The organism is Segatella copri (assembly GCF_026015295.1).
Classification (GTDB): Bacteria; Bacteroidota; Bacteroidia; order Bacteroidales; family Bacteroidaceae; genus Prevotella; species Prevotella copri_C.
In genome coordinates this window covers 1,105,738-1,119,240 of the sequence record NZ_JAPDUW010000001.1, presented here as the reverse complement: position 1 = coordinate 1,119,240, position 13,503 = coordinate 1,105,738, and the positions used below count along the sequence as shown (strand labels likewise).

Annotated in this window: 13 protein-coding genes; all 13 read right to left on the bottom strand. The window is 47.6% G+C overall.

From position 1 onward, the window contains the following. Positions 1-116 precede the first annotated feature (116 nt). Positions 117-1,625: a zincin-like metallopeptidase domain-containing protein gene (locus ONT18_RS04635; RefSeq protein WP_264904355.1), complete on the bottom strand. Its 1,509-nt coding sequence runs from the start codon at positions 1,623-1,625 to the stop codon at positions 117-119. A 9-nt stretch (positions 1,626-1,634) separates the two neighbouring features. Next, a complete protein-coding gene (locus ONT18_RS04630; protein ID WP_264904354.1) occupies positions 1,635-2,249 on the bottom strand; it encodes a hypothetical protein in 615 nt (204 codons plus the stop codon). Positions 2,250-2,277: 28 nt separating this feature from the next. Next, on the bottom strand, positions 2,278-3,870 hold the full coding sequence (locus ONT18_RS04625) for a glucosaminidase domain-containing protein (protein ID WP_264904353.1): 1,593 nt from the start codon (positions 3,868-3,870) through the stop codon (positions 2,278-2,280). A 12-nt stretch (positions 3,871-3,882) separates the two neighbouring features. After that, the gene (locus ONT18_RS04620) at positions 3,883-6,324 is read right to left on the bottom strand and encodes a zincin-like metallopeptidase domain-containing protein (protein WP_264904352.1); all 2,442 of its coding nucleotides are present in this window, start codon (positions 6,322-6,324) and stop codon (positions 3,883-3,885) included. 19 nt (positions 6,325-6,343) lie between these two features. Further along, positions 6,344-6,784, bottom strand: coding sequence for a DUF4494 domain-containing protein (locus ONT18_RS04615; protein ID WP_264904351.1), 441 nt, complete (start codon positions 6,782-6,784; stop codon positions 6,344-6,346). A gap of 12 nt (positions 6,785-6,796) precedes the next feature. Further along, entirely contained in the window at positions 6,797-8,137 is a 1,341-nt protein-coding gene (locus ONT18_RS04610) for a hypothetical protein (protein WP_264904350.1), read from the bottom strand. A gap of 61 nt (positions 8,138-8,198) precedes the next feature. Continuing rightward, positions 8,199-8,480: a hypothetical protein gene (locus ONT18_RS04605; protein ID WP_094880505.1), complete on the bottom strand. Its 282-nt coding sequence runs from the start codon at positions 8,478-8,480 to the stop codon at positions 8,199-8,201. A gap of 23 nt (positions 8,481-8,503) precedes the next feature. After that, positions 8,504-9,334 (bottom strand): M23 family metallopeptidase, encoded by an 831-nt coding sequence (locus ONT18_RS04600; protein ID WP_118139884.1) that lies wholly within the window; start codon positions 9,332-9,334, stop codon positions 8,504-8,506. A 26-nt stretch (positions 9,335-9,360) separates the two neighbouring features. Next, the gene (locus tag ONT18_RS04595) at positions 9,361-10,038 is read right to left on the bottom strand and encodes a hypothetical protein (RefSeq protein ID WP_264904349.1); all 678 of its coding nucleotides are present in this window, start codon (positions 10,036-10,038) and stop codon (positions 9,361-9,363) included. Positions 10,039-10,101: 63 nt separating this feature from the next. Next, complete coding sequence (locus tag ONT18_RS04590) at positions 10,102-10,800, bottom strand: hypothetical protein (protein ID WP_264904348.1); 699 nt, start codon at positions 10,798-10,800, stop codon at positions 10,102-10,104. 25 nt (positions 10,801-10,825) lie between these two features. Continuing rightward, entirely contained in the window at positions 10,826-11,539 is a 714-nt protein-coding gene (locus ONT18_RS04585; protein ID WP_264904347.1) for a hypothetical protein, read from the bottom strand. Continuing rightward, positions 11,520-12,011, bottom strand: coding sequence for a PH domain-containing protein (locus ONT18_RS04580; RefSeq protein ID WP_094880504.1), 492 nt, complete (start codon positions 12,009-12,011; stop codon positions 11,520-11,522). Before ONT18_RS04580 ends, ONT18_RS04585 begins: the two co-directional genes overlap by 20 nt. Before the next feature lie 5 nt (positions 12,012-12,016). Further along, a complete protein-coding gene (locus ONT18_RS04575; protein WP_264904346.1) occupies positions 12,017-13,489 on the bottom strand; it encodes a toprim domain-containing protein in 1,473 nt (490 codons plus the stop codon). Between the last annotated feature and the right edge of the window lie 14 nt (positions 13,490-13,503).

Genomic DNA, 13,503 nt, shown 5'->3' with positions numbered 1-13,503 from the left:
CGACGATTTAATTTTCATTATGAAACTTTACGCTTGCACTCAAAATGACCATGAAAGTATTTATTGCATAAAAAAGACAGCCAACATAGTGACTGTCTTTAATTGAATGGGATAAATTATCGTCCTCGATGGTAGTGCGGCTCTTCTTCCTGAGCAACAACCTCTTCTTTTTCCATTTGTTTGGCAACTTCCTTCACGTCGTCTGTAGCATCCTCAGGGAGACCATAGCGGATGATGTTATCCTTGATTTCCTCAGCGCTTACCTTACGCATCACATCGTATGTACCTCCTACTGTTGGATTATATACTACAGCATAATGTTCATCCTCTATAAGAATGTCATCGCCACGGTATTTAGTTGGTGAGAGATTGATTTTGGAGAGGTCAGGAGCATCACCCTGGTCGTATTCCTTAGCCTTAGTAAGGAGTGCATCGTAGTTGCCGTCATTTTTGAACTTGTCGAGACGGTCTGTAGCATCGGTAGTCTGGAGATACGCCACTGAAGCGTAATACATCGTTGGAGCTTTCTCTTGCTTTTGCTCAGCCTCTTGACTTTGTTCTTGGTCTATTTTCAGCTGCATGGCATCGATATGTTGGTTGATCATGTGAGAAGCCTTCTTTACATCGGTAAGCGTAGTCTTGATGAACTCAGGCGATTCCTTCAAGCTATCTAGCCAGTTTTTCAGATAACTGGCACTGTCTTCCTTCAGGTGCTTGGTCATACCGAAACGCTGGGCCACCAGAGCGGCACTCAGTTCGGCAACAAGTTCCTCACGGGCATATTCTGCGCTTCCGAAAGATGCAGGCTTCAATCTGCCCAAATGGTTCTCTGCCCCCGTAGAGTGAGCCATCTCATGTCCGAGATTGGTGTAGAAGGACTCTCCATCCTTGAACTGGCGTTTCTCAGGAATGACAATCTCATTCTTCGAAATGCTGTAGTAGGCATTGTCGCCATAGACAGGCTTGATAGAACAGATCCATCCGTTTTCCTTGATCATCTTATCCATGGCAGGGAAAGAGAAGTCATCACCCTGATTCAAAGGTCTGTTTACTCCTGCAGCTGCCTCCAGCTTCTTATAGAGTTCCGGACGAGCCTCCTGCAAGTTGGTCTGCGCCACATTAAACACATTGTAAACCTGCAATTTAGGATATACGTTATACTCCTTGCGTCGCTCTTCGGACATCAGACGGTAATCATCGTATTTGATTTTTTCCCTTGTTTCCTTGTTCACAACGGTGAAAGTCGTGATGAAAACAGGGAAACTCTTCTCGCCTTTGAGGATTGTCACCTGAGGCAAAGCTTCGCCGTTGTTGTCCTTAACCTGCTGTCTTCTTCCTTGCTTGTCCTTATTGAAGTTCAGACCGGCCACTCTGTCGAAGGTGCAGAACACAGGCAACTTATATCCCTGCTTCTCACAGTGCATGATGAGCATCAGGGCATTCATGCCGTTATACTCACGCCCAGACAGGTTCTTCGGCCATGTCAGTGAACCTTCAGTGAACCAAGGCTTCTTCCAGTCGTTCTGCAAGGTGTTGATCTTCTCAATCATCATCTCGGCAAACTTGTCCAAAGCCCGGTCTTCACTGCTACGGCCATCAGTATTATATTTCTTGTAATCAGCCATACTCATTCCTTATTGGTTGGTGGATGATGCTTTCTTTTCCCATGGAGTAAGCTCTGTGACACGGCAAGTGAGGTCGAGGCGGTCGTTGTAGGCTCCCACCTGCAGATCACCCTTGGCATTGATGCCAGCCTTAGCCTGTACCCAGTCGGCCTTTGTGGTGTCAAACTGCATGAAACGAATCCAGGTGTAGGCATAGCTGTCACCATCCTTCTCGCTGCTGTAGGCAGAGAATAGGGTATAAGGCTTGCCTTTCTTGTCGGTCTTCACCTCAACCTGCTTGCCGATGGTTCCTCGGAACTCCATGGTGCCGATGATTGCGTCCTGGCTTCCTGCATTGAAGGTATTCACTCCCGAAGCCGAGAGATTGAGGTAAAGCGCATCGCCTTTCTTATGGAATTGGAGAACTCCAGCCACCTCGATACGGGAACCTACTGGATAGTTGACCAGTTCTGCCTGGTTGTCACCATCCTTGGCTACGCTGATTTCTACAGTCTTGTTGATACCGGTCTTGGCTTGAACCACTACGCTGATTCCGAAAGAGATAAACTGCTTACCTTCCTTGTTGGCACGCATATGTGCCTGGCGACATACCGTGCCGCATACGGTTACATTACATTTAATCATAATAAACTTGGCTTATTGTTTTACTTCATTATTTAATTTGAACAGATTCCTGTTTGTCCTGCTGATTGTCAACGCCTTTCTGGTAGTTCTGTGACATCTGCTGAGATACGGTTGCAGCCTGTATGATAGAGGCAACACCTCTTCGCTTGTCTTCATCGCTCAGATTGGCATTGCCGAGCGTCTGCTGGAGCTTTGTCATTTCTGCCTGGGTCATTTCTCTTGTAAACTGGACGGTTCCGTTATTTACATGGAGATAAGGCTTACCATCCTGAATGTTCACGGAGCAGGCTTTATAAGAGGGAAGGAGCGAGGAGAGGTCGATGCTCTTGCTGACAACCGAGTCGGTCACAGTCTGCATTTTCTCTTCTTCGCTCTTGTTGTCTATCTGCAGGGCAAGTGCCATGAGAGAGGTGAACATGGTCATAGCCATCTCAATGACAGGGTCATCGCCTGGCATTTTCACTCCGCTGTCCTCTGATGACAGAAGTTTCTTCATCCAGTCTTCAGGACTTTGTGCCGTGTCAGTCACTTCGCCTTGTGAGGCAGGATTGCTAACCTTGTACTGAGCGGTGATGTCCTTGCCGTTGTGGAGAGTCTGCAACTGGATGTTTCCCTTTTGAGAGATTTCTGCAAGATATGCCGCTGGGTCTATATCCCGTGCCTTGCCATCCGCAGAGATGCTTTTCACCCCAAAATGCAGATGCTCACCAGTGGTTCTGGTTCCCGTATTGCCAGTCACGCCCAATCGCTGACCGGCATTTACAGTGTCGCCTGTCTTTACGGCAATGCTGCTCAGGTGCATGTAGGTACATTGATACTTGCTGCCGTTATTTCTGTTGTATTCTACAGTTACAGACAGTCCACCTGCAGTATTCGGATTGTTGTTGACCCGAGTGACCTTACCCTTATCTTCCGTAGCCAGTACATAGTCATGCTTGGCTTGAATGTCGATGCCCTTGTGCATTTGCGTGTTGGCCGGATTGAGCGGATCTTTCCTCATTCCGAAGGGTGATGTGACGAGCATAAACTCGTTTCTCTTCAAGGGATAGGAATACTTTTCACTCTCCGCAGGCTTTGAAACTCTCGTCTTCTGGCTGTTTTGTTCTCCTTGCTGACGAGGATTGGTTTCGGTACCGAATGATTTTCCTTGCGCTTTCATCTCCTTCATGACCATCTGGTCATACTTCTGCAGGTTGTTCTTCTCGATGATGCTCTGAAGACTTGAAGCGTACTTCTTGTTGGAGGCATAGCCGGAGTTCTGCAGTCCGTTTGTCCATCCCTTGTAGTCATCAGGGGATAGCTTGAAGAGCGAGCTGTATCTCTTGTTTCCTTTCAGAAACTGGGAATGATGCTCGTATGAGTCGCCAACAGAAGCATATTGACAGAACTTCTCGTTGGGACGGTCATCGGTATATACAAGGTACTTGCCTCCGTTCTGAACCCAACCGGAAGTAGCCTTGATGCCGAAATGATTGTTTCCCTTTCGGGATAACTCGCTCTGTCCGCTTGCACTCTCGCAGATGCCTTGTGCAAGGGTTACAGAAGCAGGTATGCCATATCGGCGCATCTGCTCCATGGCATACGATGCATATTGTTCTACATATTCTTGATTCCTTGACATGATGATTACATGTTATCTGTGTATTCCTGATGAATTGTTCTGTTCCTGCTGAGGAGTCTCTACCTTGGAGGGAGAAATTTCCTCAGTGGCACGTTTGGGGGCTTCCAACTGGTCGCAGATGGCAACCCGTTCTCCTGCACGGATGAGTTTCGGCAGATAGGTGTCGAGAGCATGATATGGGAAACCTGCCATGGTCAAAGGTTTGCCGTCAGCATCCTTGGTATGGGAACTCTTGGTAAGCGTGATGCCCAGGATCTTTGAAGCTTTCTCTGCATCCTGGCTATAGGTCTCGTAGAAGTCTCCACAACGGAAAAGTAACACTGCATCAGGATGTTTGCCTTTTAGCTCGTAGAATTGCTTTAACATCGGAGTCATTGCTACAACGGCAGCCTTTGTCTCAGCCTTCGTCTTCTCTTCCTTTGCCTTTTCTTCCTTCTGCTCTTTCTTTTCTGGAGTTTCCTCTTTCTGTTCCTCCGTAGCCTTGTCTTCCTCTTGCTGAGCGGTGTTCTGCTTTACCTCATTGCTCTGGGCTTCCTGCTCCGATTTTTCAGTGCCTACAGCTACCGCATCGGTCCGGTCTTTGCGCAGTACATCGGCAAAAAGACTGGCAGCAAGGTGTTTCTTGTAATCCTGCATGTTCTCGGCGAGCCACATACGTTGCCACTGGGATGGTGAGATCTCACGAGGTTTGAGCTTTTCACCATTCACTGTAGGCATACAGAGGATGACACTCGGCTGATTGTCCGTCTCTTTGGTCTTGAAGATGTTGACACGTTGGATTTTGTCCACCTCTTCGGCAGGAACGTTGCTCTTGAAGAGGTCAACTTTCATTTCCGGCTTATTGGAAGCTTCCATGTAGTATTTCTGTGCCATGTCCTGACGCATAGTGTCTGAAAGCTCCTCGTCTCCTTGCTTTACTGTGGTGAAGAACAGGTTGACATCGGCCTTGTCTGGATATACGCTGAAAGCCTTTTCATTCTCAGGCTTCAGATAGAGAGCCCACTTGCCCTCATCGTCACGCAGCATCAGAATCTTGTCGAAGTCCACGGCTCCTGAGCGTTTTACGGCATCCGAAACATCGAGCAGGGTGATGGTCTCCAGGCTCCAGTTGTTGAGTCTGGCAACAGAGACTGCCTTGCCGTCAAAGAAACTGTCGTCAGGACGGTAGCCCATGGAACCATCAACATTATAGAAGGTGACAGTTTCATATCCTTCCTTCTGTAGGGCATGCTCGATACGTCCTTTTTTCATGCCAGGGATGTCGTTATCCATACCTAAGGATGCACCTTCCGGAAGGACTACGTCAGCCATCTTACCCTCTGCGTCCTTTACAAGGACAAACTCCTTGGTGGACTTGTTGGGAAGGGTCTTGATCTCGTCAGCCACATAGTAGTGCTTTGGAAGGATGCTCTTGATGGCATCTGCCTGGTTTCTGGCAGTCTTGCTGTTCAATTCAACCTTTTCGCCACGTTCTGCCTTGTGGAGCATATCAACGGCATTGTTGACATCCCTCTCCAGTATATCAATGAGACAGGGGTTCTCTTTCAGTTCTCTTGACCAATAATCGGTCATAGCCATGCTTTCCAGGGAGAGCTTGGCTGAGATTCCCAATTCCTGAAGCTTTACGGCTGTAGCAACCTCTGTGACCAGACGCTCCTGCTTCATGGCATCCTCTGCAGAGACCTTTCCTTTCTTCGTTACCATACCTTCACGGGCTAGTCGCTGCCCATGGCCAGTCGCTGTAACAAGTAGCGATACTGCATCACGGGCATAATCCTCATAGTGTTCGTATGAAGATGCTTTGGGCAGGAAGACAATGTCTTTCTTGCTGTCGTAATGTGCTACACCTGTAGAGTCACTGCGGATTTCGACCATGTTCTCACGTGCCTTCTCCAGAAGCTCTTCTACACCTTTGCGAATGGTTGTGGAGGCAGACTCAACATCTTTTCGGTCGTTCAACCTGCCGTATTTCTGGACAGTAGCTTCAAAGGCGGTCTTGTCAACCATGGGTAGGGTAGTCTGCTCGATATTGAACAAGGCTCTTACTTCACGGCTTCTGATGCCTTTGTAGTCAGCTTGCTTGTCTGAAGGGAGAGACTGGTAGTCTGCACGGCTGATTTTGTCCTCAGGGTTGTGCTTGTTGACATACTCGTTCCAGTTGTACCAGAGGAACGGTACTCCTTTCTCTTTTGATTGAACAGACTCGCCACGTTTCTTCGCTTCCGAAAAAAGCGTATATTGGTTGGTCTTGTAGCCGTTTTGAGCGGCGTGCATTCCTAAGATGATGGCATTGAAGGCTGATACCTGCAAATGCTTCTGGTAGAGTCCAGGAGCCTTGCGACCGTTGTTGTCCAGCCAAATGCCTTTATCTTCCTTGGCTTTCCCAAACGCCTTGGTGAACAGTTCCACCTGACGTTCTGCAGCCATCTTTTCTTGCTGATTCTTTTCTGTCATGGATATGATGTTTTTGTGATCATTGCTTATAGCCAAGAACACCAAGAACCTTGGTCTCGGCTATGGATTTGATTTTCCACTCTGTCACACTGCTGCTCATGTGCTGACGTAGCATGTGGTCTGCTTCCTTTGTCGAAGGAGCATTGACGTAGATGGTCTGTGGTGAGAACTTCTTTACGCCAGTTTCTTCATCCTCAGTGACAAGGGAGACGACGGTCTTGTACCAGTGGTTGCCTTCTTTTTCATCTTCTTTCAGGATTTCCGTGATAGATTCACGTGAGATGGCTGTGATGTCGAAGTCTCTGGTTCCGATAAGCTCGGTAGCAGCTTTGGTGGCACGTTTCTCTGTCTCGGTGAAGCTCTCGGCATCTACCAGGTATTCTTCACTGACTTTTTTGTTCTTTCCTGTGTCAAGGGCTTTGCCATATTTGACACGGAATTTATACCAGTATCTTTTCATCTTTGTTCTATGTTATCTTTGAGCAAGTGGTCTCTCGATGACAGTCTGTCGTTCGCCAGCCTCGTATTTCTCGGATGCTATCTGTCGCATCTGGTCATTCTTTGCCAGCACAGCATTGGCAAGGGTGTTGAGAGGCAGCGCTCCTTGACGGTAGGCATCCACAACTTTTTCTGGAAGGGCTATGGTACATGGCACTCTGTCAATGGTTGCGATTAGGCAGTTGGCTCTTATCTCCGGATTCTGGATGCGTGCATTCAGAGGCTCTTCGGGATAGATGCGATAGTTGACTCTGCCACCAGCTTGTTGCGGATGATCCTGTGTCTTGAAGTTGTCCAAGGCTTCATGTCCTGCCTTATTGAGAAGATTCATACCTCCCATGCCTATGAGCACCATTTTGAGAATCGGGTTCTTGACAAACATACCTGCAACAATGCTTGCAATAGGCATCATGTTATCCTTGATATTGATGGACTTGGTCTTACCGGTGAACATGCCTACGAGCATATCTGGAAGCATGGCCAATACATAACCAAGATTATGACCTATATCGCTGATACCATTGAGGCCGAATGACGTGAGAAGCCCTTGCCAACCGTTCATGTTAGTCTGTTCAGGCTGCGTGTTGTTGGTTTCACCTTCAGATTGGTTTACTTCTTCTGTTGGTTCCGCCTGTTGTGCTCCTTCCTCAGATTGTGGCTTGTTCTGTGGTTTCTGCTCCGCTTGTTTCTTCTTTTCCTGCTGCGTTCGTCTGTATTCATCCTCCTTTCCCGGTGCAATGATCATGGGAACATCGGAACGGTCATTGAGTTTGTCACCAACATGAGTGACGAGCATGTCGCTTCCTATCCAGGTGGCAGCAGTCTTCAAGCCACCTCCCAATCCTCCCATACAGGCAAGGTCGGTTACAGAGCCAAGGGCTATACCAGCGTTCTTTTCCCAGACCGATGGCTTATACCGCTTCTCTGCCTCCGAGTCTATCTTGTGATCCAATGGCGATTTTGCGACTTCCTGCGGTAGGTAGAAGATGGTACTCGTGGCAGCCTTTCGTATGATGTAGTCGATGGATGATTTCGGTATTTTGTCCTTTATCATCTTGTCAATCATCTTCTGTTCCATGGAAGCATTGACCGTGATATGCTGTCGCTTCAACTCTTTCTTGACCATCGCAATATAGTCTTCCGTGGTCTTGGATGTCCATTTGCCTGTGTATTTGAGGGTGTCATTTTGCGCCTGCATGGATGCCATACCACCGTCAGGTCCAGCTGCTGCTGCCATCAGACCTGCAAACGAATTGGAGTTTGACCGCAACTCGTCTGCAAGCTTGTTCTGTAGGTCATTCCGAACTTTATTCATAATCGGTATGACCTTAGTATTGAATATTTTATCCTGTTTTGACTCTACCATAGCTTTATGTTTACAAGTTTAATTGGTTGAGAATTTGCTCCCTGGTCTGTTCGATGGCGTTGTGATAGACTTCCATCTGTTTCGGGAAATATTCCTCCAGCCATTCGTCCTTCTCGATGTTGTCGTTGATGAACTTGATGGCCAGATTTCTTTCTATCTCAATGGCAGCTTCGCCTTTCTCGCTGTTGTTGAACCAAGCCTTAGTCCACCATCTGATTCCCGACTTGTCGGGATAGACGCTCACCAGGCGTGGAATGTCGAAGCTTTGAACATCGATGTCCAGTTCTGCCAGTGGGTCAACTATTCCGCTTGTCGCTATTGCCCGGTCTTGTGCTTTTTTTTTTCGATGGCGCTCATGCTTGACAGAAAGATCTGATGGCGCAAGGCGAGATAGTTTAGAAAATCTCCAATAAGGAGGTTCTGTACTCGCTCGGCTATTGGAATGCTTCTTGATCCCATTCCCAATGGATTCGCCATGGAAGGCAGGGTTTCATAGAAGTAATTCTTCATGGCCGACATGGTGAAGATGTTGCGAAGTGCAAGTTCCGTATGCTCTGGTAGGGCATAGATGCCTTGGCTCATGTCGCTCATGTAGTCGGGGAAGAAACGCATCATGAGGTCTTCAATCTCCTTCTGGTCTTTGTCATACATGGTATGAACATCCATGTCAAGAGTGACGAACTGAGGTGCTGCGCCTGGCTTGCCGTTCTGTTCCATCACTTTCAGATTGCTATAGATCATGGTGAGGAACTCCAGTGGATTGAGTTCTTCGCCCTTGTATTTGACTTCTACATGGAGGGAGTCGGCACTGACAGCGATGACTTGCCCTGCCTTTACCTCTTTGCCGTAGTTGGCAAACACGTTGCTCAGGTGGGCATAGGTCACTTCATAGTCATCGTATCGGGTAATCTGGTAGATGCCGTGAATGGCATCGTTGCCCAGACCTGTCACCTTGCCGGTAGCTACAGCAGACAGCAGATAGTTCCTGACCTTGAAGTCAACTCCATGATGGAAAAATGATTCTCCTGTGTGCGGATGCTTCTGTTTGCCGTAGCCCAGGGACATGGTCACTTCTCCGTTTCTTTCCTCGAATGGCATGCAATAGCCACTGTCGGAATGCAGTATCATTTCTTGTGTATAGTGCATTGTATAATACTTTGTTATAATGTTTGTTATCTTCGTCTGCTTACAGTATTGGTTTGCTCTACTTCTTGCTGCTTTTCTTCTTCCTTGTGGTTGCTTGTCTTACGATCACTGTTGCCACCAAGTAGGCTGCTTAGATTGGCATTGTTGCCTATCATCATCATTCCGAGAACGGCTCCAGCTATCTTGCCTAACCATCCGAAGCGACCGAAGACGAGGAGGGCAGAGACTACAAGTCCTACAAGGCTGAGACCTGAAACGTTTCCTTTGCCTATGTTGCTGAAGAAGTTTCCGAACATGTCACCGCCATTACCAGAGAACACGGCTCTAAGGAAGCCAGACATACCGCTCCACTTGGAATCCACGCTGCTGATAGCCCCATTAACATTGTCAGAGAGTCCTGTAACAGAGTCTTTCAGGTCTTTCACGCCATCGCCAATCCCTGATACAGTGTCGCCTATCTTCTTGGTGGTGTCTTCTCCTATGACGGCATCGCTGACAATGCCTACAACGCTTTTGTCCGTGGTGAGTTTCTCCCAACCAATGTAACCAAGACTTCCTCCGACAACTGCGCTTTTAGTGGCAGAACCTACGCCTTTCAAGGTCTGCTGAGGATGAAGCACAGCACTGCCCACTGAGTGTGCAGTTGCACTGGTCATCCTTCCTCCCAATCGGAGAGTTGCTTTCAAAAATGAACCCCAACCCATAATGTTATGTATTTCTAAATTATTGTATTGTTATTTGTTATCTGATTATGTTGAACCTTTACTTCAAGGTCTTGCATTCATTCGCCATCGTTCTTTACATCGCTGTACAATAGTAGGTTTGTCCACTTCACTCCTGGCTCCATAGTCTATCTCTGCCCAAACGTCTGACAGTCTGGTGTACTTTACTGCCCGTATCAACCGTTTGAGTTTCTGGTTCATCAGTTTGAGTTTCGGTCGTATGCCAAAGACTATCTCCAGTCGCTGCTTCTCTGTCATCTTGTTATTAGAGAGGCATACCTGCCTGACATCATTGACTATCTCGACACTGCTCATGACAAGTTCCCGATAGAGTTTGTTGCGATTGGAGGACAGAGCCACGGCAAGAGCATTGGTCGTCTGATGGCTGAGCTGGTGGCTGTAGGTTCCGAGTTGTGCCACGAGACGGTCTATCTCGTGATAGAAACCATAGATCTGAGCTGCATAGCTGATGATGCTGTTGAAACGGTCAAGATAGTTATTGAACTCTTTCTGTAGGTTGGTTGTACCTTCCACCTCTTCCTTGATCCATATATGGCCTGTAGATACAAGTTGCATCATCTGTTCCTGCTGCTTCAACTCTTTCTTGGCCTTGTCGGTATATTGGAATATCATACCTGCCAGGACAGGGTCATTGCCCTGGGCACGGAGAAAACTCCCATCCTCCCCATCAAAGGGAAGGATGAGAGAAAAGAGAAGTAATATGAGAGCATAGAGACGTTTCATAAATGTTATCCTCAAATAATATTTCTTATGGTGTTACAACTCTGGCACATCTGCGCCATCTGCCAAGGGCTTGACTGGCTATTTCGGCATTGCTCCGGTCGAGCATTCCTGCCGTGACATTGTTCCAGACATCGGCCATGGTGTAGTATCTGATGCTTAGACATAGCCTTGACAACTTCTTGTTGAACTGTGCCAGACGGTCGTTCAGTTCCCAGAGGGTTTTGCTTCGTTCTGCACCAGTGAGCATATTCTCATTGCCACCTTTGGCTATGGCATCCTTTAAAGTGGTATATACCGTGACGAGCTCTGTGGCCGTCTCGATATAGAGATTGTTCATGCTCGCTGTCGCCACAATGCCCTGTGGGTTGCTTGCTATGGCCTTCTTCAGATTGCACAAGTTGATGAAGATTCTCACACCGTCGTCATAGAGCGAGGTGCAGGCTTTCAACGTGGAAGCATAACCCGATGCCGTTTTCAGATAGCTGTTGTACTTCTTTTCCCATTTGTGAATCTGCGAGAACTCGGCTGCGATGGTGTTCTGCAGGAATGCAGTCTTCTGCTGGTCTTCTATCTGGTTCTTGATCTGACCATTGATAAGTTCGTTTCCCTCAGCCAAGGCAACATACTCCAATGGATTGCTGGAGGCAACCTGAGCATGAGCTATAGTAGGTAGCAGCATTAACGCTAAGGTAATGGCTGCAACAACCTTGCTTCTTCTGTTATCTGTTGGTAATTTCATATATGCCTTTTCTCTTTTTGTTGTATTCTACACGTTCACGGATGATTCTCACCACGTCCAACCTTTCCTTCACACCGTAGATGTCCAGTTTGGGATTGGAGCGGTCTCCGCTGAATATCCATACTGTCTTCAATCCGAACAACTGTTCCAGGATGTCACGGTTCTCGCTGAAATCCACCACTCGGTACAGCTCTATGTAATCACTGGTTCTGGTCAGTACTCCATGCTGGATGATGAGCTGTTCAGAGGTGATGATATATCTTAGTTTGTAGAGATATAAGCATCTATAGAGCATGATGCAGGTCATCACACCTCCAAGTACCACGAAAGGCATCTTGTAGGTGATGCTGTCATGACCGGCAACAAGGAACAGGGCACAGCTGATGATGAACGACATCCCTTGCGAGATGATATACTGCGCCCAATGAGGGCGTAGGGTGATGATGTTGTATCGTCTGATTGGGTCTGCCATATTCGTTATCGTTTAAATCCATGATGTTTGGTTTCCTCGTTCTCTTCTTGCCGTTCAATGGTTAAGTCCACACCGTTCTCGTCAAATGCGGTCTCTACTACGTCGGTCATAGAGAACTGTTTCTTGTCAAGTAGCTCATCGTTGAAGTCCTTGTAGCCTTCCGATGGCTCTTCCCGTATAATCTTCACGGGAGCGAGGTCTTGGTCTTCGTGCAGGTTGAGCTTCTGTAGCAGTGCATCCTTGAAGTCCTTGAAAGCTTTATTCATCTTGTCAGCAGCTTCCTGCTTGTCTTCTTTACACAAGAAGGGAGAGTAGTGATACTCCAATGCCTCTTCTTTTGCAGAATCGTAAATTAGGTAGAGCTGTTTGAGTTCTTGGGGTAGTAAGCTGTAGTTCTCATCATTGAAACTTAGCAGTTCCTTGATGGTTCTCGGCTGTTTGTCGAAGCTTTCCATGAACTCCCTCATTTCAGCAGGTACATTTCCTGGAGCTACAGGACTCTGTTTGCTTGCTATATCCTCGAAGTTTGCCACAAACTGCTTTCCTGCCACATCCTTGTCAAAGCCAAGGTGGAAGGTGGCTTGGGGTGCAGCTTTCAACAATCCCTGTATCTGCCCATAGCTTGGGTTACCTCCAGTAGAGACATAGACTCCGGCTTTCAGATCCTGCCGTCCACGCTGATCCAATCCTGATTCCTTGCGCATCTGCAGCTGGTAAAATGCCATGGCATCGTATGCGCTTTCAAAGACAAGTACGATACGGGCATCCTGGAGTGCCGTATTCTTGGGACTTGCCATCCATAATCCTTCGCTGGCGTTGGTGCCGGTAGCCATGCCTTTTCGGGCAGAACCGTCCTTTCGTGGATAGCCTCTTTCCTCTAAGCCTACACATTTGTCATGTTGCCAAGGGATGTGCATGGGGAAGGAGAGATTCTTATAGGTGCTGCCATCTTTTGCTGTTTTCGATGCGAGGAAGAAGCTGTGATGGAAGGCACAACGGGTGGCGAAATCAATTCCTCTTGACTTGAAGAAGGCGTAGAACGGCTTCTGTGACTCGAAGTCTTTGGGATTGAAACGGTCAATCTTGTAGTCATTGATATCAAATGGCTTGCTGCTGACAGTTGGATTATGCACGTCCTGACTCCGATGTTCTACCGGGATGTTAAGCAGGCGTTGGCAGACCTTATGGACAAGGGCTGATTCCTTCATGCCATACTTGTACTCCTTGAAAAGATCTGGATGTTCCCAGATGAAGGAGGTAACAGAGTAGAGCTTGATGGTTGGCGGCTGGAAACAGCAGTTCTTGTTGGGCATGACAATGTACTTGTCTCCACTGATTCTTTTTCCGTCGCTGCCCAGGCGTACATACGCAGGATAGCGCAAGCCATCACGCTTGTAAAACGTGTAGCCTGCGTCCTCCAATACGTCCTTGATGTTAAGACGGCTTCTGTAGTCTGCAAATGTCTGTTCGTCTGTCATCTCTTGAATGTGAA